This window comes from Streptococcus sp. DAT741 (assembly GCF_009866825.1).
GTDB lineage: Bacteria > Bacillota > Bacilli > Lactobacillales > Streptococcaceae > Streptococcus > Streptococcus ruminantium.
Window position 1 is genome coordinate 1,711,722 of sequence record NZ_CP019557.1, and the last position, 25,126, is coordinate 1,736,847.

Below are 25,126 nucleotides of genomic sequence, written 5' to 3' on the forward strand. Positions count from 1 at the left end.
AATCCCAGAAAGAGGTTGTCATTATGTCGGATTGTATTTTTTGCAAGATTGTTACTGGAGAAATTCCTGCATCCAAGGTCTACGAAGACGACCAAGTTTTAGCCTTTTTAGATATTACACAGGTCACAAAAGGGCATACATTGGTTATTCCTAAAAAGCACTACCGCAACATTCTCGATATGGATGGAGAAGCTGCTAGCACTCTCTTTTCTGTTGTTCCAGCTATTGCCAAACAATTGAAAGAAAAACTCGGTGCTAGCGGGCTCAACATTGTCAATAATAACGAAGCAGAAGCTGGACAAACGGTTTTCCATACTCATGTCCATCTCCTACCTCGCTTTGGTAAACATGATGGTTTGGACATCCGTTTCAAGACCAATGAGCCTGACTTTCCAGCCTTGACTCTATTGGCTCAAGACCTCTATCTAGGAGAATAAGATGAAACTTCGCAATATCATTTTAACTATGAGCGCCGCTAGCGCTGCCTTTCTTGCAATTACTCACCGAGACAAAATCACAAAAGAGATACGAGAGACCAAGCAAATCCTAACAGACATACAAACGAGTAAAGCCAATATTAACACTCAGCTAGCCATCATTCAACGTTTTCAACAACCCTTACAGGAGATGGCTACTGACCTTCAATACAAGACACGGGCATATCGACAAAGTATTGCTGGAAATCTGGAAGAAATTCAAAAAATCCAGTCAAAATATAAAAAACAACGATAGTGCCGCTGGCTATATACAAAAAGAGGTTGGAAATCCAACCCTTTTTGCATTATTGTCCCTCTATTTCCTTTCCAATAGCTGGTTCCGTTGAGGAATCTCTTGTCTGTGTTTCAGGCATAACCGTCGTACTAGTAGAGGTAGCACTCCCTAGTTCTGGATCTAAAGTTTCTGCCCACGGACTAGCTTCTAGTTCCAATAATTTTGTATAAACATTATATACATTGATTGGACTAAGCAAGCCTAACTGCTTTTCATAAACCTTAACGTTAGTTACCAAGTCCTTCTTCTCTTCCAGACCAATTGATTTTTTCAAAATATTTTGCATCTCCAAGAGATGTTGGCTAGTCGGTAATTGATAGTAGACCTCATCAATCATACGATCAACACCACGTACCTGATAAGAATTTAGCTTCCCTATCGAATCTTTGTAGCCTAGGAGTTCAGGTATCGTAGCTGGATTGATTTCAATATTGGTCCGCATATTATTGGAAATAGCTGTCAAGATCTTCTTATACTGTGTAAAACCATCCAATTGCAACAGCTTTTTAACAATAGCAGTGATAACCTCACGCTGACGGCGCTGACGACCAATGTCACCTTCTGGATCATCATAGCGCATCCGAGCATAAACAAGTGCCTGATCACCATTCACTAATTGCTTCCCTGTCGGAACGATTGCAGTATAAGCCGGTTCCTGTTCTGAAATCGTAATCGGAAAGCCAAGTGTATTGTTTACTTCAATTCCTCCGACCGCATTAACCAATTCTACCAAGCCATCCATATTGATCTCTATATAGCGGTCAATATGAATATCCATCATTTTCTCAATCGTTGCAATGGCCATCGGTGCCTGCCCGTAACTATAAGAATGATTCAATTTTTCAACCGTTCCAGTTGATTTTCCATTTGCACTAGCAATCTCCACCATGATGTCTCTCGTCAGACTCATCATATTGGTCTCTTTGGTTTTAGGGTTGACTGTCACCAAAATCATGGAGTCACTTCGCCCACCTTCCCAGTCAACACCACGAGTTGCCTGATCCGTATCCACTCCCATCAGAAGAATGGTTAGAGGCTCCGTTGCATCAATTGGGGTAATCTTATCTTCTCCATCCAGTTTCTTAAAGGTCTTTGAAATAGCATCCGTTGAAAAGTTTAATAGACTGACTCCATAAACAAAGCCTGCTCCAAGCGTCAGCCCTACAATAGCCAAAGACATTAAGAATATTTTTTTTCCAATCGTCATATATCACCAATTAGCTTACCCATATAATAGAGATCAAGCCATTCTCCTTCATCTGTTCTAGCACCTCTCACCTGAGTTCCTTCAATGACAAAGCCCAGCTTCTGATACAAATGTACCGCTGCCTGATTACGAACTTGGACAGTCAACTCCAATCGCCTGAGCAAATTCATTTCCTCTGCCCAATGCAATACTTCCTCCAGTAAAATCGTCCCTAGACCGTGACCCCAGTAGGCTTTTTTTACTGCAATAAAAATATTTCCGATATGGCTAATGCGAAACTGCTTAGAGGACTTAACAGAAATTGCGCCGACGACTTCCGAACCAACCTTAGCCAACAGGCACAATTCACGAGGATTTTCGATTCCTGCCTCGAAGATGGTTTCCATTTCATCAACACTAAATCGAAAACCAGTCTCATCCATGACCAGATAATCCGTTTCTCTAGCAACTTGATTCATAAAATCAATAAAAGCTACTGCATCAGCTGGTTCAGCTTCACTAAAATACACTTCTTTTTCAGACATTTTGGAACTCCTTCGCTAAATCACTACTTTGAGCTCCATGAGATTCGACTGTCAATCGTCGACCATCTCCCTCTTTCTCTATACGAATGAGCAAATAGTCATCAAATAGACTGACATCCAGTAATTCTCCCCACTCGATAACCGTTAGACCTCCTCCATAGAGAAAATCATCCAAATCAATCGAGTCAGGGTCATCTCCAATTCGATAAACATCTAAGTGATAGAGCGGCATGGTCCCCTCATACTCTCGAACGATCGTATAAGTAGGACTCTTAATCATCTGTTCAATTTTTAACCCCTTGGCCAAACCCTTGGTCAGAGTTGTTTTCCCAGCACCCAAATCCCCTGATAATACTAGAACTTGATTTGGCTTACAGGCTTTTCCAATTCTCTCACCAATGGCAATCAATTCATTTTCATTATGACTATACATACATTTCATTATACCATAGCCTACTTGGTTTGTCATAGGTCTACTTTAAAAGTCAAAACGACAGACCATCAACTCCGGTTTGATAAACATATAGAGCGGGCAGTCTGCTATGGTACCAAAGAGTTAAGAAAATAGCAAAAAATAAACAAAATAGACCTTACAGCGAGCTAGCACAGATACTTCCTCTTATCGAAAATAAAATCGCAAGCTTCTTGCCTGCGACTCTATTGTTTATTCTACACTAAAGAGATATGGATAAACTGGTTGATTTCCCTGATGGATTTCAACTTCAATGTCTTCAAATTGTTCTTCCAACTGGTCAGCTAGAGCACGAGCCAATTCCTCATCCCCTTCTTCACCAATATAGATAGTCACGATTTCACTATCCTCATCGAGCATTTTCTCAAATGTCGCAACAAGCGTTTCCATCATATCTGGATTCGATACCACAATCTTGCCATCGACCATGCCCAAGTTATCATGTTCATGAATTTCAAGACCATCAATGGTCGTATCACGTACTGCCGTTGTGACACTGCCACTCCTAACATCTGACAGAGAAGCTGTCATCGCTTCAAAGTTTGCCTGCAAATCACAACTTGGATCAAAAGCTAACAAACTAGTAAAACCTTGTGGAAGGGTCTTCGTTTCAACAACTTTAACCGCTACTTCAGCCACTTCAGCAGCAGACTGAGCAGCCATCAAAATGTTTTTATTATTTGGCAGCAGAATAACATTGCGAGCGTTCACCAAATCAATTGCCTTAACAAAATCTTCCGTTGATGGATTCATCGTTTGACCACCTGAAATCACATAATCAACTCCTTGTGATTTGAAGATATCTGTCAAACCTTCACCAGCAGCTACGGCGATAATGGCATATTCTTTTTGCTCAACTGGTTTTTGGAAAGTTTCTTCCTTTCCGATTTGTGCTTCGTGTTGCGCACGCATATTGTCCACTTTGACCTTAACCAGACTACCGTACTGGAGACCAGCCTGCATCACCAAACCTGGATCTTCCGTATGAACATGAACTTTTACGATTTCATCATCATTTACTACAAGGAGAGAATCCCCTAGGTCATTGAGGTAGTTTCGGAACTCTTCATAATCGAACTCCTTGACATAAGTAGGCCCTTTACGAAGCGCCACCATAATCTCTGTACAATAACCAAAAGTGATCTCTTCAGTTGCCACATGTCCAGCAACAGACTTGTGGTGCTCAGCGTTAATCATCTCTGACATAACTGCTGGCGTTGCTTCAAAATCCTCTGAAGCAATGTACTCACCAGTCAAAGCTGACAAGAAGCCTTCATAGATATAGACCAAACCTTGACCGCCAGAATCTACAACGCCGACTTCTTTCAGTACTGGCAGCATCTCTGGTGTCTTTTTGAGAGCACGGTTGGCACCAGCTAAAGTTGCCCTCATCACTTCAACTGCATCATCTGTCTCTTCTGCTTTTTTTAGAGCCGCAGTAGCTGCACCGCGAGATACGGTAAGAATGGTTCCCTCAACAGGTTTCATCACGGCTTTATAGGCTACTTCTACACCATGCTGGAAAGCTTGAGCTAAGTCCTTGCCGTCCAATTCAACCTTGTCTCTAACAGACTGACCAAAACCGCGGAACAATTGTGACGTAATAACACCTGAGTTTCCACGAGCCCCCATCAACAAGCCTTTGGACAAAATCTGCGCCACTTCTCCAACTGTTGAAGCTGATTTATCCGCAACTTCTTTTGCACCATTTGTAATGGTCATCCCCATGTTGGTACCTGTATCCCCATCTGGAACAGGAAAAACGTTGAGTGAGTTCACATATTCGGCCTGTTTATTTAAACGAGTTGATGCGGCCTGCACCATTTCTTGAAATAAACCAGTTGTAATTTTAGACACAATTATTCTCCTACGACTTTGATATTTTGGATAAAAACATTAACGGCATCCACAGAGATCCCCAATTGATTTTCCAAGTTAAATTTGACACGTTCTTGGATATTGCGAGATACTTCACTAATTTTCACACCGTAGCTCATCACAGTGTAGACATCGACTGCAATGCGACCATCTTCCATGGTCTTGATGACAACACCTTTAGAATAATTTTCCTTCCCTAAAAGGGCCTGAAAATTATCCTTAATCGCAGACTTGCTAGCCATTCCAACCACACCGAAAATCTCAGTCGTAGCACCGCCGACAACTGTGGCAATCACGTCATCAGTCAACTCGATTTGGCCGTCTTTAGTATTGATTTTAACAGTCATATTCGTTACCTCAAATAGTTTTATCACTCCATTTTAACACATTTTCTATTTTCTGTAAAAAACAAGCTTGTTACATCTGATTCTATCGTCTTTTCGTTGACTTTTTACTCCACTAACTCAGGGAGTATTGATAGAGATCAAAAGCAAAGTGAGTTAAAATACGCTCAAATTGTTTAAAATTATCCTAAAGAACCAATATTTTCTCTATCATCCAAATGATAAAAGATAGACAGCAAAAATAGAGTCCCTAATGGAACTCCGTACGTCTGATACTTGATAAAATCAAACGAGCCCAAACAGCTAAAAGAGTAGCTATTTGAGCTTAGAAAGAGTAAATTGCTCAACTCATTCAAGTGCAGGTACTTACAAGAGCCATTTAGAACTTGAATTATTCCCAGTACTATTTCTTAGTTAGTAAACCCAAAGCACCTACGAATTTTTCAACCGTTCGGAACTTATTGTTAAGGAATACTAGCCCAAACGCTGTTTAGCATCTGCTGCACGTTGGAAGGCTTGACCGACATAGTTGATACATAGCATCATCACAAGGATGAAAATCGCTGCTGGCAACCAAATCCAGGTCTTATTCTCCAAAATATCTGCATTACGAGCATTGGCAATCAAGGTACCCAAACTCGGTACAGTTGATGGAAGACCAAATCCGAGGTAGGTTAACGATGTTTCGATACCGATATTCCCTGCAAAGTTCAAGGTCAGGTTAACGATAATCAATGAACTCAAGTTTGGCAAAATCTCACGGAACATGATCACAAAATCGCTCGTCCCCAATGTTTTTGAGGCATTAACATAATCCAAGCTGGCCTCTGACAGTGTTCTTGTCCGAAACAGTCGAGCTTTAGCCGTCCAATAAAAACCACTCATAATCAGAATAAAGTGATAAATCGTGTAGTTCTTAATAACCGTTACGAAAACGATAATCAGCATCAGCACTGGCAAAATCATAATGAAGTCTACAATACGCATCAAAACGCCATCCAAACGATTACCATAGTAGCCAGAAACAAGACCTACAGATATACCAATAATGCTTGTGATAATAGTGATGGCAAAGCCAATGACGATTGAATTACGAGCACCAATAATCAATTGACCAAAGATGTCCCTACCGCCTTCATCCGTTCCCAAAAGGTAGCCATCTACCCCTGGTTCCAAATATCGCCCCAAAAGGTTAACCTTCATGACTTGTTCTTGATCCAAGACAAGAGCACCGATGAAAACGACTAAAAGAACCGTTACCAAGATAATCAAAGACGTTAGTGCTATTCTATCCTTCATAAACTCTCGCGCAATGACACGGAGGCCACCTGGAGGAGTTGAAGCTGACTGTACTTGTTTTTTATTCTCTTTACTCACGATGCTCCTCCTATTTCACACGAATACGTGGGTCCACAATACTCATGATAATATCTGAAATCAATGTTCCCAAAAGCGTACCAAAGCCAAAAATCAAAAGCAAGGCCAAGATAACACTATAGTCACGACTAGAAATAGAGTTAAAGAACAACTGACCTACACCCGGATAGGTAAAGATATTTTCAATAAAGATCGAACCACCAATCAAACCTGTCAATTCGTAACCCAAGAATGAAGCAATCGGCAAAATAGAGTTACGGAAAATGTGACGGTTGTAAACCACTCTTTCAGGGACCCCTTTGGCACGAGCAGTACGTACGTAGTCTTGCCCCTTAGCATCAATAATTCCTGTACGGAGATACTGAATCGTGACTGTTGTAGACAGAATAGCCATGGTAATAGCTGGCAAAATCATGTGATGAAGCCGACTGAGCACAGCCGATAGACCTACAACACCACTCTCAATTGACCCACGAGTTGGGAACCAACCCAAACTAAAGCCAAACATCCACAACATGAGAATAGCAAAGACAAAAGTTGGTGTTGAGAAAGTCAAGAAGTTATATACACCAATAATTTTGTCTGCTAGAGAGTTTTGGTAACGTCCCGCAATCATCCCCAATGGAAGGGCAATTGCGTAGGTTAAAACCATTGTCAAAAGGGACAACCAAATGGTGTTATTTAGACGCTGCATGATAACATCTAAAACAGGCTGTTTAAAGAGCACACTTTGACCAAAATCACCCTGCAAGATATTCCCAACCCAACGGAAATACTGGACAGGAATTGGATCGTAGTAGCCTGCTTCAATACGCAATTTTTCAATAACAGCCGGATCAATAGACGGATCAATCAAACCTGTGAATGGATCCCCTGGCATCAATTTGGCAACGAAGAAAGCAATGACACTCAAAATGATAATCTGTGGAATCATCATGAGCAATCGTCGTAATACTGTTTTCCACATATTAGTTCTTACCTCCTTCTGGAAGGGCTACTCGATGGGTCGCAGAGAAAGCCCTCAAATCATAGACACGACCACGTTCATCATAGTAAAGACCTTGCTTTTCTTGATACTCTTTTTCAGCAGCCAAGCGTTTTTCTTTATTTCTCAAGCGGTTGACTGGATCAATTGTTGGAATTGCAGACAGCAAACGCTTGGTATAGATATGTTGTGGATTTTCGTAAATATCATCCTTATTACCAGTTTCGACGAAACGACCACGATACATGATGAAAAGCTCATCACACATGTGTTGTACAACACCGAGGTCATGGGAAATAAAGAGATAACTGAGTTTGAACTCATCTTGGATACGCTTCATGTAATTCAACACCTGAGCTTGAACGGACAAGTCTAGGGCTGAAACTGGTTCATCAGCAATAATCAAACGAGGATTACTCGCTAGAGCACGAGCGACACCGATACGCTGACGCTGACCACCTGAAAATTCATGAGGATACTTAATCAGAGCTTCTTCATTTAAACCAATTGTATCCAGAAGCTGAAGAACTTTCCTCTTCTCTTCATCTGGAGAAAGACGATCAAAATTACGAATCGGCTCAGCGATAATATCTAAAATACGCTTTTTCGGATTGAAACTTGATAAAGAATCTTGGAAAATCATTTGAACATCACGGTTGAAATTTCCTTTTTTCCCACGTGATTTGTTGGTTACATCCTGTCCTTCGTAGATAATTTGACCGGATGTAGCACGCTCTAGACCAATAATAGCCTTACCGATTGTCGACTTACCAGAGCCGGACTCCCCCACCAAACCATAGGTTTTTCCTTCTTCAAATTCAACGCTGACACCATCCACAGCATAAACATGATCTGTCACACGGTTAAAGAAGCCGCTACGAATTGGATAATGGACTTTTAGATCTTTTACTTCAATAAATCCCACTATATTAGGCCTCCCCTTCAAAATAGAATGATTCATGACAGGTACAACGAACGAAATGGTCCGGTCCTACTTCATGCATGCTTGGATTTTCTTCATGCGCTTCCGCACCAATCCAAGGAATACGCGGCGCAAAACGACAGCCCTTACGGAGCATCTTGGTAATCGGTGGCACAATGCCTTCAATAACATGGAGGTCTGCACCTTCACTACCAGCCTGTGGATTTGACTTTAAGAGCGAACGAGTGTACGGATGCTTCGGATTTGTAAAGAGCTCTTCAACTGGAGCTACTTCAACAAATTGTCCACCGTACATAACCGCAACACGATCAGCAGTTTCCGCCACAACACCCAAGTCATGAGTAATCAAAATGATACCAGATCCAGTTTCAGCCTGAATATCGTTCAAGAGGTCCAGAATTTGAGCTTGGATGGTTACATCTAAGGCTGTTGTCGGCTCATCGGCAATGATAATCGGTGGTTTACAGGAAAGAGCCATAGCGATGATAATACGCTGACGCATACCACCTGAAAGTTCATGTGGATACTGTTTAAATGTCCGCTTGGGATTTGGAATACCAACCTGTGCCAACAATTCTAAAACACGTTCTGTCCGAGCATTGACATCCAAGTCTGTATGATAAAAAAGTGCCTCATCAATCTGCGCACCAATGGTCATCAATGGATTCAAAGAAGCCAAAGGATCCTGGAAAATCATGCCAATATCATTACCACGCACAGTATTGTACTTGGCTTCATCCATGCCAACTAATTCCATATCGTTGTACTGGATGCTCCCTGAAATTTTTGTGTTCAAGGGATTATGCAAGCCCATAATAGTCGTTGCCAAAGTTGATTTACCACATCCTGATTCCCCAACGATTGCCAAGATTTCATTTTTTTGCAATGAAATATCAACACCGTCAACTGCATCAAAATAATCATCTCCAATGCGGAAACCGACGTGTAAATCCTTAATGTCTAAAAGCGGTTTTTCAGTAGCCACGCTTTTTCCTCCTTTATGTGTCAGTCAATCAAGCTCAATCAATTCGACACTCTTACGATTATCAAGTTTATAAACTGACTGTTATCTACCTACCCTATTGTCAATCGAATTCAGAGTCTCAAGCCTCACCCAATCATGACTAACAACGGGCAAAAAATGTTCCTAAATACCCAATGAAAATCAAAATAGGCAAAAAAACCAAACTGTAGTATAGAGATGAGGTTCATCAAAACTAGTCGGCACAGTATCATTTTGATATTCATAGAGTACGGCTCATTTTTGTGTACTGGTTCTACTATACCACAATTATCTGAAAATTCCAATAGCCATCTGAAAAAAGCCAAACAAGTTGGCTTTTCCAGAGTTTATGCTATTTGCATTGTTTTATTTCGCAGTTTCACCCTTGTCTGCAAGAAGCTCAATATTTTCATAAGCAAGACCATTGCCTGACGCTGAACCAAGTTTATTATCATAGTTCTTCACACGCTTGTTGAGAGCTGTCAATGTCTCTGACTCGAATGTTGGAATAGCAAATGCTTGCTCAGCAGCATATTTTTGCCATGCCTTGTAGTTTTCAAGGTTTTTCTTCTCATCAAATGAGTCTGCCGAGCTAAACGCTTCTAATAACTTAGTATTTTCATCAGAAACAAAGCGTGACATGTTGAACTTCGCAATTGGTCCCCAAAGACCTGTTGGATCTGGATCATATCCTGTTGACCAACCAGCAGCATACATATCAATATTTGCATCGTTTGCTTCAATCATATCGTAGAACGAGTTAGGTTCAATTGTGCGACCTGTGTACAATTCAACATTCAAGCCAACTTCTTTCCACCAAGCAAGGTACTGCTGCATAAGAGCTTCGTTAGCTTCTGTACGCTTACGAGCTGCGAACGAAATCTTGAATGGTTTACCATCTTTACCTTCGCGGATACCATCTCCGTCTACATCCTTATAACCAGCTTCATCCAAGAGTTTCTTAGCTTTTTCTGGATTGTAAGTGTAGCCTTCCAATTCTGAATCATGAAGATCACCGAAGAAGGAGATAATCAATGATTTAGCTGGATGGTATAGACCGTGGTACAATTTTTCACCCGCTGTCTTCGTATCAATTGCATAAGCAATCGCTTGGCGAAGCTTCACATCATTCATCTTAGCATTTTCGTCCATCACGTTCTTAGACTGATTGCTGTCGTATTTACCAAAGTTAAAGGAGATATACTCATAACTTGAAGCAAGTCTTCCAACAACATTAAGGTTAGACAAGTTCTTATATGAATCCACCTGATCTGATGGCATGTCTGCAATATCGTAGTTACCAGCCTTCATCTCAGAAACGATTGTGTCAGGTGATACAATATCCATCTTCAATGAGCTTGTTTTCGGCGCACCCTTGAAGTAATGCTCATTTGGAACGTATGTGATAGACTCACCGTTAACGATTTCTTTAACCTTCCAAGGACCCATACCTACAATCTTAGCTGTACGTGAGTACTCGCTGCTCTCCCAGTCTTTGACTGGAATATCTTTATAAATGTGTTCTGGTTGAATGTAAGAAGGTAACTTACCACCAGCATACATCATTGACGGAGACATTTCCTTCACAGACAATTCCACTGTGTAATCATCAATTTTCTTGATCCCAGAGATGTCAGAAGCTTTTCCGGCAACAAAGTCTTCCATACCAACGATGTTCAAGAATTTATCATCAAAACGGACACCAGTGTAATCTTTGCTTGCCATTGCCTTGATGGTGAAGATATAGTCGTTGATAGTAAACGGTTGACCATCAGACCACTTGTAGTCCTTACCTGTCAAGCTAATCTTTACTTTTTTACCTTCCACATCAAACTCAGCCTTAGCAAGACCTGAATCATCCAACTTGCGGTCACCATCATAGCCAAACATTGAAATATCAACCATGCCACCGAATGTTGAGTCAGTGGTATTTGAAGTCAATTCGTCAATCAAAAGACCCGTTGAAGTTGTAGCTGAGACCACAGCCACTTTCAGTTGCGCATCAGCTACAGCAGTTCCCTCTTGTTTTACTTCAGATGGGAATGACAAATCTTGCTTTGCAGTATTCGATTTCTTAGAACCACATGCTGAAAGAGCCGCTACTGAGAGGAGAGTCACACCAGCAAGTGCAAAAAGTTTCGTTGTCTTCTTCATAAAACACCTCTGTTTCCTTTTTGTTTGACACATCATAGTATGTCTATGACCACTATTATACCATAAAATTTTCTTAAATAAAGTCTTTTTGTCAGAAAATTTTGTAAAAACATAATTTTTCATCATTTTCTTATTTTTTACATATTTTTTCCAATTTTTTCTTACATCACTTGTGATATAATAAGGTAAATAATAGTCAGAGGAATGATTATGCGGAAAATTTTTTTATCATTTATAATAGTAGCTACTTTTTTTATCAGATCCAGTCCAATCTTGGCCAAAGATTTTTCTGTCGCTGCTAAGCATGCTGTCGCTGTTGAGGTCAGCAGTGGAAAGATTCTCTACGATCAGGATGCAGAAACTAAAGCAAGCGTTGCATCCATCACTAAGATTCTCAGTATTTATCTGGTTTATGAAGCCTTGGCAAAAGGCGAAATTACTTTAGATACACCGGTAAGCATTTCTGATTATCCTTATCAGCTTACTGCAAACTCAGAACTGAGCAACGTCAATCTGGATGAACGTTCTTATTCTGTGCGTGACCTACTAAATGCTTCGCTGATTACATCCTCTAACAGTGCCATTATCGCCTTAGCCGAAAAAATAGCAGGAAGCGAAGCCGCCTTTGTTGATAAGATGAAAGCAAAGGTCAAAGAGTGGGGGATCACAGATACTAAGATTGTCAATGTATCTGGTTTAGATAACAAAGACTTAGGGGGGCATATTTACCCAGGTTCCAGTCCAGAAGATGTCAACATGTTTTCAGCTTTGGATGTGGCCATCATTGCGCGACGATTGATCCTTGACTATCCACAAGTCCTTGATATTAGTGCACTTAGCGCCTATGACTTTGGAGGGCATACTTATTACAATACCAATCAGATGCTCAATCAAGGGACACATGCTCGCAAAGGGGTTGATGGTTTGAAAACAGGAACGTCCAATTCAGCCGGTTCGAGCTTTTTAGCAACCACCCAACAAGCTGGTATGCGTATTATTACCGTTGTACTAAACACTACTGATGGTCTAACTTCTCCAGAAAATCGTTTCGTAGCAACAAACAATCTTATGAACTATATTTACTCCAATTTTTCTATCGTCCCTCTTGTAAAGAAGGGAGAAGCCTTTGAAAATAGTCAGATTAAGGTTTTCAATGGAGAAAAAGAAACCAGTCCAGTCGTAGCAGCTTCAGACCTCTATGTTGTCCGACGAAACCAAACGGATAAAGCAGTAACTGCAACTTTTACAACAAATAAAAAAGAAATTGATGCCCCTCTCACCTCCGGAACATTGATTGGTAAACTTCAATTGAAAGATCAAGACCTTATCGGAAAAGGCTATATAGCTGATCAAGCTAGCGTAGATATGGTATTACCAGGTGATATGAAGGAAGCTTCTTGGCCGATCTCTTGGTGGAATCACTTTGTCCGCTACGTCAACGAAAAATTATAAAAATAATGCGTTGGAAACAGAACCAACGCATTATTTTTTATTTACAAATGATGTATTTTAAAACCCAGTTAGAAGTTTTTTGCAACTACTTCTATCTCCAACGAGTGCAAGAAAACTGATTGTCAAGCAATAAGATTCTAGCGCGGAGCGACTACCATCGGTCTCTATCTATCACTTCAGTGGATAGTTTAACGGTCTTGAACAGCTTTAAGACTATTCAAGTTCTCAGCAAACTATCCCACTGAACCCTCCATTTCATAGGCAATCAATCTGTTAAGTTCGACTGCATATTCCATTGGGAGTTCTTTGGTGAATGGTTCGACAAAGCCCATAACGATCATTTCTGTTGCTTCTGATTCGGATAAACCTCGACTCATGAGATAGTAGAGTTGTTCCTCTGATATTTTTGACACCTTAGCTTCGTGTTCCAAAGCTACTTGTGAATTATGAATTTCATTGAATGGAATGGTATCTGATTTGGAGATTCCGTCCATAATAATAGTATCGCATTCGATATGGCTAATTGACTTAGCCGAGTTTTTGGCAAAGGTAACCTGACCGCGGTAGTTTACTTCCCCACCACCACGGGCAATGGATTTGGATACAATAGACGATGAAGTCCGCGGAGCATTATGAATCATCTTAGCCCCCGTATCTTGGACCTGTCCCTTATTAGCGAAGGCAATAGAAAGCATCGTCCCACGCGCTCCTTCTCCCTCCAAATAAACCGCAGGGTATTTCATAGTTGTCTTGGCACCAAGGTTTCCATCAATCCACTCGACAGTAGCATTTTTTTCGGCACGAGCACGCTTGGTAACGAGATTATAGACATTATCTGACCAGTTTTGAATGGTCGTATAACGCATGTAAGCCCCCTCATGAGCAATGATTTCTACAATAGCAGCATGAAGACTGGCTGTTGAATATGTTGGAGCAGTACAACCTTCTACATAATGTACACTGGCACCTTCATCCACAATGATGAGGGTTCGCTCAAATTGACCTGTTCCTTCATTATTGATGCGGAAGTAAGTCTGAAGAGGAATATCCAGTTTCACTCCCTTTGGCACGTAGATAAAGGTACCACCTGACCAAACTGCCGAGTTGAGGGCAGCTAATTTATTATCCGATGGAGGAACAAGTTTTCCAAAGTACTTCTTAAAGAGTTCTGGATACTCCTTGAGAGCAGTATCGGTATCTGTGAAAATAATACCATGCTTGTCATACTCTTCTTTCATATTATGATAAACAACTTCGGATTCATATTGAGCAGAGGCACCAGCTAGATAGGCACGTTCTGCCTCTGGAATACCAATGCGCTCAAATGTTTCCTTAATCTTATCTGGTACATCATCCCAGCTACGAGCTGGCTTATCTGATGGTTTCTGATAGTAGACAATATCCTCAAAATTTAATTCAGACAGGTCTGCTCCCCAAGTCTGCATTGGCATTTTTTTAAAAGTTTCGTAAGACTTGAGACGGTATTCCAACATCCAATCTGGCTCGCCTTTAATACGGGAGATTTCACGAATGATTTCTTCGTTCAAACCTTTACCCGTCGAAGCTACCAGCTCAATATTTTCATCGTGGAAACCGAATTTATATTCCCCAAGGTCAATCGGGGTTGGTTCAATTCTTTCTTCTGACATAATTTAAGATACAAAGCCCATTAAGAAAGTGAGAATAGGATAGGAAATAACTATATGTATCGGCATACCAGAAGATTCATCTCCGATAACCTTACTTCTTTGTCAAACAATTTTTCCTTCTCACTTTTAGGGCATGTTCAGCTAGCTTTGTAAGCTGAACAGTCCTTTCCATATTATTTGTTTTCTGTCTGGCACTCGACAGCCTTCTTCAATGCATTCCAAGGTAAGGTCGCACATTTGATCCGTTGCGGGAATTTGGCAACTCCAGCCAAAAGCGACGCATCTCCCAAGTCTTTTTGACGCTCATCGGCCTGTCCTTGAACCATTTGCGAAAATACTGCTGCAAGTTCAAGAACTTGATGGATATTTTTTCCTAGGACAACTTCTGTCATCATGGAAGCCGAAGCTGTTGAAATAGCACAACCAACGCCATCAAAGGCAATATCTGTGAGCACACCTTCTTCAATCTGAACTGACAATTCAATCACATCACCACAGGTTGGATTATGAAGTTCTATCTTTTCAACTCCTGTCAAACTACCACGGTGACGAGGAGTTTTGGAATGTTCTGAAACAACCGCCATATAAAGAGAATCTAATTTAGACAGAGCCATTGAAAAACTCCTTCGTTTTTATGAGAGCCTCAACCAACTTATCACAATCCGCTTGGGTATTGTAAAAATAGAAGCTAGCGCGGACAGTTGCAGCAACCTGCAGATACTTGAGCAAGGGTTGAGCGCAATGATGACCAGCCCGTACAGCAATACCTTCATAGTCTAGGGCTGTCGCTACATCATGCGGATGCAAATTATCCAAGTTAAAAGCAATCAAGCCTGTCCGCTTAGCCACATCCTGACTGCCATAAATCGTCAAACCTGAAATAGCTTGTAACTTGGGCCAAATATAAGCAATCAATGCCTCCTCATGGCAGCGAATGGCCTCCATACCAATTTCATTTAAGTAATCAATAGCCGCAGCCAGACCGATCGCTCCTGCAATATTAGGGGTTCCGGCTTCAAACTTCCATGGAAGGTCTTTCCATGTAGCTGACTGCTCATAGACAAAATCAATCATCTCACCGCCAAATTCAATCGGAGACATGCGGTTGAGAATAGCTTCCTTACCGTAGAGAACTCCGATGCCTGTAGGACCCAACATTTTGTGACCTGAAAAAGCGAAAAAATCTACATCTAAGTCCTGAACATCAATACTGATATGAGGTACTGATTGGGCACCGTCCACAACCAAGTAGGCTCCAACTTCATGTACCAGCTCTGCTATTTCCTTAACAGGAACAATACTTCCTAAAACATTGGAAATATGAGTCAGAGATACAAACTTGGTCTTTGAAGATAAAAGTTTCCTCAAACCATCTATATCCAATTCTCCATCCTTTAGGTAAACATAGCGGAGCTGGGCACCTGTTTGCTTGCAAACCTGCTGCCAGGGAATAATATTAGAATGATGTTCCATAACCGAGAGAATAACCTCATCGTCTGGCTGGAGAACTTCTCTAGCAAAATGTGCGACCCAGTTAAGACTGGTAGTCGTTCCTTTTGTAAATAAAATTTCCTTACTAGATTTAGCATTGATAAAATCCGCAACTGTTTGACGAGCGGCTTCATAACGAGCTGTTGCGCGTTCTGAAAGGGTGTGTACCCCACGATGGACATTGGCATTATCGTTATGATAGTAATCAGCAAGCACCGAGAGAACCTGCTGAGGTTTTTGGGTCGTTGCAGCATTATCTAAGTAAACCAGAGGCTCGTCGTTAATCACTTGGTCTAAAATTGGAAAATCTGCTCTACAATGTTCTAACATGCTATTTCCTCTTGTTTATTGCATCTGTTTTTCAAAACGGAAGAAACCTTCCGGGAATTGTTCAAGCATATTATGGTTTTCTTCTCCTGGTATCGGCTCTTGATGGAAACGATTATAGTATTCTACAACATGAAAGCCACAGCGATTGACATAGAAATGAATATTGCGTTGGTCATAATAAGGAGTAACAGTCTCCCAAATCTTAACCTGCGGGAAGGTTTGTTCCACAGCTATCCAGGCTGCAAAACCAATCCCCTTACTGTGAATGGTAGGAGTAGTAAAGAGTGTTTCCAACTCCCCTCGCTCACCTTCTATCATCAAAATCAGACCACCAACTCGCCGTCCATCCAGAATAATCCAATAAGCTTGTCCATGCTGCAACGATCTGAGAATAGTATTGCGAGCAATGACTTGCCCCTCTTCTTCAAAATAGGTATGTCTTGGACCAAATTCTTCCAAGGCACCATAATTAAAGGATTCTTGATTAGCTTTGATAAACTCTTCGTGTTCTTCAGTTTTCAAAGCAACCAAATCAACCGTCAAAATCGTTCGTGTCATCATTTTCTCCATTTTTACAATAGCAGCTCTATCTCTTTGTCAATATTTCCTCAATAACAGCAACCAGTTCGTCACGAACTTCCTTAACTGGAATTTCTGTAATAACAGAGCCCAAGAAACCGCGGATAACTAGGCGCTCTGCAGTTGCCCGATCCAAACCACGGCTCATGAGATAATACATGTCCTCTGGATCTACCTGACCGATAGAGGCTGCGTGACCCGCTGTCACCTCATTTTCATCAATAAGAAGAATCGGGTTAGCATCTGAGCGCGCCTTATCCGACAGCATAAGCACACGACTTTCCTGTTGAGCATCTGCACCCTTGGCTCCGCGAATAATATGGCCGATTCCGTTAAAGGTCAGGGTACCACTCTCTAAAATAACGCCATGTTGCAAGATATGGCCGACCGAATTGTGACCGTAATTCGTCACACGCGTATCAACACCTTGCACCTGACGACCAGATGAGAGCGCAACAACTTTGAGATTAGCGTGGCTACCGTTTCCTTTCAAATCACTGTCAAAATCTGCAACCACATTTCCTTGATTCATAAGTCCCAAGGCCCAGTCAATGCTGGCATCATTGCCCAGCAAACCACGACGCGCCATATAGGTATCCAAATGCTTACCAAGTCGATCAATGGCTGCAAATTTTATCTGACTACCTGCCTGCGCAATCACTTCCACAATGATATTCGCAGTACTTGGAGAAGCACCATCTCCTAGACTTTCAAAACGCTCCAGATAATTTAGCTTACTATTTTTTCCAGCAATGATCAGTACGCGTTTGTTAAATGGAACAGCACTTGTACTATCTTGATAGAACAGCGCTTCAACAGGCTGCTCAACCTCTACATTATCTGGAATATAGAGAACGGCCGTTGCATTAAAATAAGCTGTATTGTAGGCAGAAAGTCTGTGTTCATCAAAGGCAACCGCAGATCCTAGATACTTCTCAATAATATCTGGAATCACATCCATCGCCGAAGCAAAATCTGTAAAGACTACACCTTGTTCTACCAGCTCAATTGGTAATTGTTCCAAAACAGTCTGACTACCGACTTGAACCAGCTTGGGATTATCTCCAAGAGAAGTGAAATCAGGAACCGCACCAATTGCTTCGTTAACTGCTAGACTTCCATCTCCTAAGTTCCAACGGTGAAATTTAACACGTTCAACAACTGGAAAATCCAGTTCTGCGATTTTGTCAAATGCTTTAAGACGAATATCCGTCAACCAAGTTGGCTCTGTCTGTTCTAGTGAAAATTCTTTGATTCTATCTTTGGTCATCGCTTCCTCCAAAGACCTAAATGTCATCTTCTTTATAGTCAATGCCAAGTTCAGCAGCAACCTGAACATAGCCTTCTTTTTCCAAACGTTGTGCCAATTCTGGCCCACCTGAAAGCACCACACGGCCTTCCATCATGACATGGACAACATCAGGAGTGATGTAGTTGAGAAGACGTTGGTAGTGGGTGATAATCATCGCTCCAAAGCCTTCACCACGCATGGCGTTAATTCCCTTAGACACAACTTTTAGTGCATCAATATCTAGACCTGAGTCAATCTCATCAAGCAGGGCAAAAGTTGGCTCTAGCATGAGTAATTGTAAAATCTCATTGCGCTTCTTCTCACCACCTGAGAAACCTTCATTGAGATAGCGCTCTGCCATTTCTTCCTTCATATTGAGCAGTTCCATTTTTTCATCCAACTTGGTAATGAAGTCACGGACCGAAATCTTATCTTCATCTTCCTTGCCAGCGTTCATGGCTGCACGAAGAAACTCCGCATTGGTAATTCCAGGAATTTCTGATGGATACTGCATAGCAAGGAAAAGTCCCATACGAGCGCGCTCATCTACTTCCAATTCTAAAATATTGACACCATCAAAGAGGACTTCCCCTTGGGTTACCTCGTAGCTAGGATTTCCCATGATAGCTGCCGAAAGAGTTGATTTTCCCGTTCCATTCGGTCCCATAATAGCCGCAATTTCACCGGTTTTCAGAGTCAAATTGACTCCTTTAAGAATTTCTTTCCCTTCAATTTCCACATGAAGGTCTTTTATTTCTAATATCGACATGCTGTTCTCCTTTTCATTTTCTCCTTTCATATTATAACAAAAAAAGAGCCAACTGGCTCTTATCATGTTTAGAAACATTCCCATGTTCTTGTCTACTTTTTGAAGCGTTCTTTGTACTTAGCAACTCTCTCTTGCCGGTAACTGCTATTGCCGATAAAGCGCAAAAGATTGAGTAGAGGCATCCGATTGACTCCAAAAATACCGATCAATTCGCAGAGAATTTCAACTCCCAAACCCATGGTTACCAAAAGAAGAACTCCTCCAATTCGGCTAGAAACATTAAGCAAGAGTGAAGTCAGGGAAAACACGAAGGAAATCGCATAGATTACCAACACGGTCCCCCTATGGGTCAATCCCAGCGATAACAAGCGATGGTGCAAATGCATCTTATCTGCTTCATAGATTTTTTGACCCGATAATTTCCGACGAATGATGGCTACGACTGTATCTGTAATCGGCACTCCCAGAATAATCATCGGTGTCACCACAGCGACGGCTGTAGAATTTTTCAATCCTTGAAGCGATAAAACCCCAATCATAAATCCAATAAAGAGAGCACCCGTATCACCTAGAAAAATAATTGCCGGATTGTAATTGTAAGGCAAAAAACCAATAATAGCTGCTACCAAGATAAAAATAGTTAGCGTCAAAAAAATGTTACTGTCGTGTAAAAAGAAGTATGACACAATCCCCATCGTGGTCAAGGAAATAACAGATACTCCCGACACCAAACCATCTAGTCCATCAATTAAATTCACAGCATTCGTAATAGTAACAATCCATAAGACTGTCAATACAAAAGATAGCCATACAGGAAAGTGAATCAAGGGACCACCGAAAGGGAGCTTAAAACTATCAAAACGAAATTCAGTAAAAATCCAGATAAGAGCCGCAGCTACAACAATCCCTAACAGCTTAGGAACAGGCTTTAGTTCTCTGACATCATCAATATAACCTGTCGCAACAATAATACTAGAGGCTACCACAAGAGGCCAAATATAATTTAAGTAGCTTCCATGATAGCTGATATGAGCCACGATACCTGGCAAAAACCATAAAGCCGATAAAGTAAAAGCAATAAAGATTGCCAGTCCCCCCGCTGAAGGCATAGGTGCCGTGTTAATCCGACGAACATTAGGATTATCAACAGCCCCAACCCTCAGAGACAAAAAACGTACTAAAGGCGTTACAACCGCTGAGATAACCATGGTCGAAATAATAACCATTATGTACTTTAGGGCGAAGGGAATCATGCTATTGTAACCTTTCTAAGCTCTTCAATCGCTGCATGGGAGAGGAGGAGCATCCCGTGTTCTTGCAAGACAGGTCTTGCTAATTTTGTATCGTTGGAAAACTCTAACATACGTGAAAGAAGGTGCTCTGGATATTGCTTGGAACGGTTTTCTATATCAACAAGAACTGTCAGATAATAGTAACCATCCATCTTATAAAGTTCCGATTCTTCAATCGAATAGTCAACCGTACCAACAAAAATAAACAGTTCTTCAATCTTTTTGAACTCTAAAATATAGTAGATATACCGTTCTTGCTCTCCGTCCTCATCCTCTTCTGCCTGCTCAATATCTTCTAGATGGTGGACAGCAGCTACATCTGCGGCACTCTTCTCACGAACCGTCTGCTCCAAACTCTTGAAAAATTCATCTGGAGTCATACTGGCAACATCACCAAGGTCAGACAAATCTGTAAATTCATCAAAATTCAAATTTTGATCCAAATCAGATTTGGTCACAAAAATGTCAACCCTATCAGGCTTTGGTGTCACACGGAAACTCAGCATACCACTTTCGCGGAAAGTCATCGGCAAGTCCAGCTCATCCAGAACTGTGTAGAAAAACTCTTCTGTCTTCTCCTGTGGGATAAGAAAGTCAGAAAGTTCCATGCCTCTTTCTTCCAAGTCATCCAATTTGATAGTGATTTTTAAGGTAGAATCACTAATTTGTTTTACTTTCATAACCACCTCATTCAATCGTCAGTGTTCTCAAGTTTATACTCAATAAAAAGCCAAAATAGCCTAAGAAGCAAAAGCCATCTAAAACTGTTGATAATACATCACCTTGGTTTTCATAGAGCATGACTGACTATTCTCAATACTCAAGCATATCTTCCACCATTATACTAAAAGCAGCCCCGAAAGACAAAAGAAAAGCAGGGAACCCTGCTCTTAAAATAAAAATGTAACAAAGGAGTATACCAATAGGACAGCCCCCAAAACAATACGGTAATAACCAAAAACAGTAAAATCATGTTTCTTCACAAAATCAGTCAAGAAGCGAATGACAATCAGCGATACAAGATAGGCTGTCACGCTAGCTACCAATAAGAGTAATATCTGTTCAAGATTGAGTCCATTGCCATCCAAAAAATACTTAACAGCCTTCAAACCACTGTAGCCAAACATGGTTGGAATACCGAGGAAAAAAGTAAAATCAGCTGCCACCGACCGACTAGTCCCCAAGATGATAGCTCCTAGAATCGTCGCTCCTGATCGACTCGTTCCCGGAACGATACTCAAAACTTGAAAACACCCAATCAACAAGGCTGTTTTATAACTCATTTTCGCCAAGTCCTTCACTTGAGGCTCCACATCTTTATTGCGATTCTCAATCCAGATGAAAGCGACACCATAGACAATCAAGGCAATGGCAATCGGTACCATAAAATTAAAGTTCGCTTCAAACCAGTCATCCAAAGGAACTGCAATTAAGATTGACGGAATACAAGCAATGACAACTTTGGCCCATAGTTGCCAAGTTAATCGAATCTCACGCTGAGTTTTTCCAGGCTGAAAGGGATTTAATTTTCTAAAGTAAATTGTCATAACCGCTAAGATAGCTCCCAGCTGAATGACAATATTAAACATCTCTAGGAACTGTTTATTTTGATTTAGTTTCATAAATTCTTGAACTAAAATCAAATGTCCAGTAGAGGACACAGGTAACCACTCTGTAATTCCTTCAATAAGCCCTAAAAATATAGCTTTCAATAACTCTAGCAACATATAAAGCTCCTTTTCATCAATTCTCTACATTATATCATATCATAAAAAAATAACATACTCATAGTGCAAGGATATTGAAATTTGTCAGAATTTTTAATAAAATGGTGTAATAGCATTAAAAAGGAGAAATTATGAAACATAAACTCAGCATATTTCTGCTGACACTCATTACTGTTTTTTCTATGGTAACAGAGGTTAAAGCAGATGAATACCTTCGAGTCGGTATGGAAGCAGCCTATGCTCCTTTCAACTGGACCCAAGAGGATGCCAGTAATGGTGCGGCTCCCATTGAAGGCACCAATCAATTCGCCAATGGATACGATGTCCAAGTTGCCCAAAAAATTGCTCAAGCAATGGACAAAAAATTACTAATCGTCAAGACTAAATGGGAAGGATTGGTTCCAGCTCTTACATCTAAAAAAATTGATATGATTATCGCTGGCATGAGTCCAACCGAAGAACGCAAAAAGGAAATTGCTTTTTCAAATAGCTACTACACTTCCACTCCCACATTGGTAGTACGCTCAGATAGTCAGTACGCAAGTGCAACAAGCTTGACTGACTTTGCAGGTGCCAAAATCACTGCCCAACAGGGAGTCTATCTCTATGATTTGATTAACCAAATCAAGGGAGCAAATAAGCAAACTGCCATGGGAGATTTTTCTCAAATCCGTCAAGCCTTGGAATCCGGTATCATTGATGCCTATGTTTCCGAGCGTCCAGAAGGACGTACCGCAGAAGCTGCCAATAAAGCATTCAAAATGATTGAACTTACTGAAGGCTTTAAAACCAAGGCCGAGGATGTAACCATTGCAGTTGGCATGCGCAAAGAAGATACTCGCATCACTCAGGTCAATGAAGTACTGACCACACTATCAGAAAACGATCAAATTTCTCTCATGGACAATATGATTGAAAACCAACCAGTTGAAGAAGCCAGCGAAGAAACACCTAGCTTTTTCTCTCAGGTTTGGAACATCATCGTCAATAACTGGCAACAACTTCTTCGTGGTACAGGAATGACGCTCCTCATTTCAATTATCGGTACCATTGTCGGAACAGTAATTGGACTGTTAATCGGTATTTTCCGCACTGCTCCAAAGGCAACCAATAAAGCCCTAGCTGTTGGTCAAAAGCTGTTGGGCTGGATAATCAATATTTATATCGAAATTTTCCGCGGTACCCCAATGATTGTACAATCTATGGTTATCTACTATGGTACTGCCCAAGCCTTCGGTCTAAACCTTGACCGCACTCTAGCAGCCATCTTCATCGTATCCATCAATACCGGTGCTTATATGAGCGAGATTGTTCGTGGAGGCATCTTTGCTGTTGACAAGGGACAATTTGAAGCGGCAACGGCTCTTGGATTTACCCACAACCAAACCATGCGTAAAATCGTTCTTCCTCAGGTAATCCGCAACATCTTGCCAGCAACTGGTAATGAATTTGTCATCAATATCAAAGATACTTCTGTATTGAACGTCATTTCAGTTGTCGAACTCTACTTCTCAGGAAATACTGTCGCAACTCAGACCTATCAGTACTTCCAAACCTTCACAGTTATCGCTATTATTTACTTTATTTTAACCTTTACTGTAACTCGTATCCTACGTGCCATTGAAAAACGTTTGGACACTGATACTTACACAACAGGTGCCAACCAAATGCAAACGGAGGTGCTCCATGACTAATCCTGTCATCTTAGAAATCAAAAACCTCAAAAAATCCTATGGGCAGAATCAAGTCCTCAAAGGTATTTCCGTCACGGTTAAACAGGGGGAAGTCATCTCTATTATCGGTTCATCCGGTTCAGGAAAATCAACTTTCCTTCGCTCTATTAACCTATTGGAAATTCCAACTGAAGGGCAGATTCTCTACCACAACCAAGACGTTCTTGCCAAAGGCTACAATCTGACAACCTATCGCGAAAAGCTGGGTATGGTTTTCCAGTCGTTTAATCTTTTTAATAACCTTAATGTTTTAGAAAATGCCATCGTAGCACAGACCACTGTTTTAAAACGTGATCGAGCTGAAGCGGAAAAAATTGCCAAAGAAAATCTCAACAAGGTCGGCATGACAGAGCAGTATTGGACTGCTAAACCAAGCCAGTTATCAGGTGGACAAAAGCAACGTGTTGCCATTGCTCGTGCCTTATCTGTCAATCCAGAGGTAATCCTCTTTGATGAGCCAACTTCTGCCCTAGACCCAGAGATGGTCGGAGAAGTTCTCAAAACCATGCAGGACTTAGCTAAATCAGGTCTAACTATGATTATCGTTACCCATGAAATGGAATTTGCTCGGGATGTATCTGATCGTGTTATCTTCATGGATAAAGGTGTCATAGCAGAAGAAGGAAGCCCACAGCAAATCTTTGAAAACCCACAAGAGGAGCGGACACGTGAATTCCTTCAACGTTTTCTCGGATAAAAATAATTGACATTGGAAAAGTCTGATTCTGTACTTAAAAAACGAACAAAGATTGATTTCAAAAAAGAAATCTAGTCTTTGTTCGTTTTTATATATGCAATTTTATTGAATAATAATAATAGATGATGCAGGATTCCTAAACTCAAAATCTTTTTGTCCCAGACTCATTTTTTACATTGTAACCCAAAAAGAGAGAAACCCAACCGAATCTCTCTCCATCACTACATATCCAAACAAAGCCATTCAGATTAGCTTTCAAACTTCTTGTGGTTTTTATCGTAAAAGTCAATCAACCCCAAAGCAGTAGCAAACGAAATGTTATCAATCTTAGCACGACCTTGTGCAAGTGCGATAACTGACATTTCGCGAGCGTTTGTTTCCTTACTGATGCGGTAACCTGTGATCTTCTTGTCACGAACCCAGCCGACAACTGCGGCTACTTTTTCATAACTAGTCAT

Annotated in this window: 25 protein-coding genes; 5 read left to right on the top strand and 20 right to left on the bottom strand. The window is 41.0% G+C overall.

Going from position 1 to position 25,126, the window contains the following annotated elements:
* The first annotated feature begins 23 nt into the window (after window positions 1–23).
* On the top strand, window positions 24–437 hold the full coding sequence (locus tag BZG42_RS08095; RefSeq protein WP_120172162.1) for an HIT family protein: 414 nt from the start codon (window positions 24–26) through the stop codon (window positions 435–437).
* Window position 438: 1 nt separating this feature from the next.
* Complete coding sequence (locus tag BZG42_RS08100; protein WP_120172164.1) at window positions 439–732, top strand: chemotaxis protein; 294 nt, start codon at window positions 439–441, stop codon at window positions 730–732.
* Window positions 733–781: 49 nt separating this feature from the next.
* Here BZG42_RS08100 and BZG42_RS08105 read toward each other — a convergent pair whose 3' ends face one another.
* The 10 genes from BZG42_RS08105 to BZG42_RS08150 form a co-directional block, all read right to left on the bottom strand.
* The gene (locus tag BZG42_RS08105) at window positions 782–1,978 is read right to left on the bottom strand and encodes an LCP family protein (protein WP_024531889.1); all 1,197 of its coding nucleotides are present in this window, start codon (window positions 1,976–1,978) and stop codon (window positions 782–784) included.
* Window positions 1,975–2,502: a GNAT family N-acetyltransferase gene (locus BZG42_RS08110; RefSeq protein WP_155995784.1), complete on the bottom strand. Its 528-nt coding sequence runs from the start codon at window positions 2,500–2,502 to the stop codon at window positions 1,975–1,977. The genes BZG42_RS08105 and BZG42_RS08110 overlap by 4 nt, the downstream gene beginning before the upstream one ends.
* Complete coding sequence (gene tsaE, locus BZG42_RS08115) at window positions 2,495–2,935, bottom strand: tRNA (adenosine(37)-N6)-threonylcarbamoyltransferase complex ATPase subunit type 1 TsaE (protein WP_029187388.1); 441 nt, start codon at window positions 2,933–2,935, stop codon at window positions 2,495–2,497. Before tsaE ends, BZG42_RS08110 begins: the two co-directional genes overlap by 8 nt.
* Before the next feature lie 231 nt (window positions 2,936–3,166).
* Complete coding sequence (locus BZG42_RS08120) at window positions 3,167–4,831, bottom strand: DAK2 domain-containing protein (protein ID WP_024531886.1); 1,665 nt, start codon at window positions 4,829–4,831, stop codon at window positions 3,167–3,169.
* Window positions 4,832–4,833: 2 nt separating this feature from the next.
* Window positions 4,834–5,199, bottom strand: a complete 366-nt coding sequence (locus tag BZG42_RS08125; RefSeq protein ID WP_024531885.1) for an Asp23/Gls24 family envelope stress response protein — start codon at window positions 5,197–5,199, stop codon at window positions 4,834–4,836.
* A gap of 471 nt (window positions 5,200–5,670) precedes the next feature.
* A complete protein-coding gene (locus tag BZG42_RS08130; protein WP_024531884.1) occupies window positions 5,671–6,573 on the bottom strand; it encodes an ABC transporter permease in 903 nt (300 codons plus the stop codon).
* A 10-nt stretch (window positions 6,574–6,583) separates the two neighbouring features.
* Window positions 6,584–7,540 (bottom strand): oligopeptide ABC transporter permease, encoded by a 957-nt coding sequence (gene opp4B / locus BZG42_RS08135; RefSeq protein ID WP_024531883.1) that lies wholly within the window; start codon window positions 7,538–7,540, stop codon window positions 6,584–6,586.
* A 1-nt stretch (window position 7,541) separates the two neighbouring features.
* Window positions 7,542–8,519 (bottom strand): ATP-binding cassette domain-containing protein, encoded by a 978-nt coding sequence (locus BZG42_RS08140; RefSeq protein WP_050579600.1) that lies wholly within the window; start codon window positions 8,517–8,519, stop codon window positions 7,542–7,544.
* Window positions 8,488–9,486 (bottom strand): ABC transporter ATP-binding protein, encoded by a 999-nt coding sequence (locus BZG42_RS08145; RefSeq protein ID WP_024531881.1) that lies wholly within the window; start codon window positions 9,484–9,486, stop codon window positions 8,488–8,490. Before BZG42_RS08145 ends, BZG42_RS08140 begins: the two co-directional genes overlap by 32 nt.
* Before the next feature lie 384 nt (window positions 9,487–9,870).
* Entirely contained in the window at window positions 9,871–11,658 is a 1,788-nt protein-coding gene (locus BZG42_RS08150) for an oligopeptide ABC transporter substrate-binding protein (RefSeq protein ID WP_155995782.1), read from the bottom strand.
* A 210-nt stretch (window positions 11,659–11,868) separates the two neighbouring features.
* On the opposite strand from BZG42_RS08150, the gene pbp3 reads away from it, so the two are divergent.
* Window positions 11,869–13,110, top strand: a complete 1,242-nt coding sequence (pbp3, locus tag BZG42_RS08155) for a D-alanyl-D-alanine carboxypeptidase PBP3 (protein ID WP_155995780.1) — start codon at window positions 11,869–11,871, stop codon at window positions 13,108–13,110.
* Between the two features lie 233 nt (window positions 13,111–13,343).
* On the opposite strand, the gene sufB is transcribed toward pbp3, so the two are convergent.
* The 9 genes from sufB to BZG42_RS08200 form a co-directional block, all read right to left on the bottom strand.
* Window positions 13,344–14,759 carry a Fe-S cluster assembly protein SufB gene (gene sufB, locus BZG42_RS08160; protein ID WP_120172170.1) on the bottom strand — a complete coding sequence of 472 codons (1,416 nt, stop codon included), beginning with the start codon at window positions 14,757–14,759 and terminating at the stop codon, window positions 13,344–13,346.
* Window positions 14,760–14,932: 173 nt separating this feature from the next.
* Window positions 14,933–15,373 (bottom strand): Fe-S cluster assembly sulfur transfer protein SufU, encoded by a 441-nt coding sequence (sufU, locus tag BZG42_RS08165; RefSeq protein ID WP_120172171.1) that lies wholly within the window; start codon window positions 15,371–15,373, stop codon window positions 14,933–14,935.
* Window positions 15,360–16,580: a cysteine desulfurase gene (locus tag BZG42_RS08170; RefSeq protein WP_155995778.1), complete on the bottom strand. Its 1,221-nt coding sequence runs from the start codon at window positions 16,578–16,580 to the stop codon at window positions 15,360–15,362. Before BZG42_RS08170 ends, sufU begins: the two co-directional genes overlap by 14 nt.
* Window positions 16,581–16,595: 15 nt before the next feature.
* Entirely contained in the window at window positions 16,596–17,138 is a 543-nt protein-coding gene (locus tag BZG42_RS08175) for a GNAT family N-acetyltransferase (RefSeq protein WP_227984809.1), read from the bottom strand.
* Between the two features lie 28 nt (window positions 17,139–17,166).
* Window positions 17,167–18,429 carry a Fe-S cluster assembly protein SufD gene (sufD, locus tag BZG42_RS08180; protein WP_155964976.1) on the bottom strand — a complete coding sequence of 421 codons (1,263 nt, stop codon included), beginning with the start codon at window positions 18,427–18,429 and terminating at the stop codon, window positions 17,167–17,169.
* A 16-nt stretch (window positions 18,430–18,445) separates the two neighbouring features.
* A complete protein-coding gene (gene sufC / locus BZG42_RS08185; RefSeq protein ID WP_024531874.1) occupies window positions 18,446–19,219 on the bottom strand; it encodes a Fe-S cluster assembly ATPase SufC in 774 nt (257 codons plus the stop codon).
* Window positions 19,220–19,311: 92 nt separating this feature from the next.
* Window positions 19,312–20,472, bottom strand: coding sequence for a glycosyltransferase family 4 protein (locus BZG42_RS08190; protein ID WP_120172178.1), 1,161 nt, complete (start codon window positions 20,470–20,472; stop codon window positions 19,312–19,314).
* Window positions 20,469–21,191 carry an adaptor protein MecA gene (gene mecA, locus BZG42_RS08195; protein ID WP_024531872.1) on the bottom strand — a complete coding sequence of 241 codons (723 nt, stop codon included), beginning with the start codon at window positions 21,189–21,191 and terminating at the stop codon, window positions 20,469–20,471. Before mecA ends, BZG42_RS08190 begins: the two co-directional genes overlap by 4 nt.
* A 210-nt stretch (window positions 21,192–21,401) precedes the next feature.
* Window positions 21,402–22,238, bottom strand: coding sequence for an undecaprenyl-diphosphate phosphatase (locus tag BZG42_RS08200; RefSeq protein ID WP_155972136.1), 837 nt, complete (start codon window positions 22,236–22,238; stop codon window positions 21,402–21,404).
* Between the two features lie 131 nt (window positions 22,239–22,369).
* Here BZG42_RS08200 and BZG42_RS08205 point away from each other — a divergent pair, with 131 nt between their 5' ends.
* Window positions 22,370–23,932: an ABC transporter substrate-binding protein/permease gene (locus BZG42_RS08205; RefSeq protein ID WP_155995776.1), complete on the top strand. Its 1,563-nt coding sequence runs from the start codon at window positions 22,370–22,372 to the stop codon at window positions 23,930–23,932.
* Window positions 23,925–24,668: an amino acid ABC transporter ATP-binding protein gene (locus BZG42_RS08210; RefSeq protein WP_024531869.1), complete on the top strand. Its 744-nt coding sequence runs from the start codon at window positions 23,925–23,927 to the stop codon at window positions 24,666–24,668. The genes BZG42_RS08205 and BZG42_RS08210 overlap by 8 nt, the downstream gene beginning before the upstream one ends.
* A gap of 248 nt (window positions 24,669–24,916) precedes the next feature.
* Here the strand turns inward: BZG42_RS08210 and BZG42_RS08215 are convergent, their stop codons facing one another.
* Window positions 24,917–25,126 carry a capsule biosynthesis transcriptional regulator gene (locus BZG42_RS08215; protein ID WP_024531868.1) on the bottom strand — a complete coding sequence of 70 codons (210 nt, stop codon included), beginning with the start codon at window positions 25,124–25,126 and terminating at the stop codon, window positions 24,917–24,919.

Coding starts and splice junctions, on each gene's coding strand:
- BZG42_RS08095 (WP_120172162.1), top strand. CDS start 24: ATGTCGGATTGTATTTTTTGCAAGATTGTTACTGGAGAAATTCCTGCA.
- BZG42_RS08100 (WP_120172164.1), top strand. CDS start 439: ATGAAACTTCGCAATATCATTTTAACTATGAGCGCCGCTAGCGCTGCC.
- BZG42_RS08105 (WP_024531889.1), bottom strand. CDS start 1,978: ATGACGATTGGAAAAAAAATATTCTTAATGTCTTTGGCTATTGTAGGG.
- BZG42_RS08110 (WP_155995784.1), bottom strand. CDS start 2,502: ATGTCTGAAAAAGAAGTGTATTTTAGTGAAGCTGAACCAGCTGATGCA.
- tsaE (WP_029187388.1), bottom strand. CDS start 2,935: ATGTATAGTCATAATGAAAATGAATTGATTGCCATTGGTGAGAGAATT.
- BZG42_RS08125 (WP_024531885.1), bottom strand. CDS start 5,199: ATGACTGTTAAAATCAATACTAAAGACGGCCAAATCGAGTTGACTGAT.
- opp4B (WP_024531883.1), bottom strand. CDS start 7,540: ATGTGGAAAACAGTATTACGACGATTGCTCATGATGATTCCACAGATT.
- BZG42_RS08140 (WP_050579600.1), bottom strand. CDS start 8,519: ATGAATCATTCTATTTTGAAGGGGAGGCCTAATATAGTGGGATTTATT.
- BZG42_RS08150 (WP_155995782.1), bottom strand. CDS start 11,658: ATGAAGAAGACAACGAAACTTTTTGCACTTGCTGGTGTGACTCTCCTC.
- pbp3 (WP_155995780.1), top strand. CDS start 11,869: ATGCGGAAAATTTTTTTATCATTTATAATAGTAGCTACTTTTTTTATC.
- sufB (WP_120172170.1), bottom strand. CDS start 14,759: ATGTCAGAAGAAAGAATTGAACCAACCCCGATTGACCTTGGGGAATAT.
- sufU (WP_120172171.1), bottom strand. CDS start 15,373: ATGGCTCTGTCTAAATTAGATTCTCTTTATATGGCGGTTGTTTCAGAA.
- BZG42_RS08170 (WP_155995778.1), bottom strand. CDS start 16,580: ATGTTAGAACATTGTAGAGCAGATTTTCCAATTTTAGACCAAGTGATT.
- BZG42_RS08175 (WP_227984809.1), bottom strand. CDS start 17,138: ATGACACGAACGATTTTGACGGTTGATTTGGTTGCTTTGAAAACTGAA.
- sufD (WP_155964976.1), bottom strand. CDS start 18,429: ATGACCAAAGATAGAATCAAAGAATTTTCACTAGAACAGACAGAGCCA.
- sufC (WP_024531874.1), bottom strand. CDS start 19,219: ATGTCGATATTAGAAATAAAAGACCTTCATGTGGAAATTGAAGGGAAA.
- BZG42_RS08190 (WP_120172178.1), bottom strand. CDS start 20,472: ATGATTCCCTTCGCCCTAAAGTACATAATGGTTATTATTTCGACCATG.
- mecA (WP_024531872.1), bottom strand. CDS start 21,191: ATGAAAGTAAAACAAATTAGTGATTCTACCTTAAAAATCACTATCAAA.
- BZG42_RS08200 (WP_155972136.1), bottom strand. CDS start 22,238: ATGTTGCTAGAGTTATTGAAAGCTATATTTTTAGGGCTTATTGAAGGA.
- BZG42_RS08205 (WP_155995776.1), top strand. CDS start 22,370: ATGAAACATAAACTCAGCATATTTCTGCTGACACTCATTACTGTTTTT.
- BZG42_RS08210 (WP_024531869.1), top strand. CDS start 23,925: ATGACTAATCCTGTCATCTTAGAAATCAAAAACCTCAAAAAATCCTAT.
- BZG42_RS08215 (WP_024531868.1), bottom strand. CDS start 25,126: ATGACTAGTTATGAAAAAGTAGCCGCAGTTGTCGGCTGGGTTCGTGAC.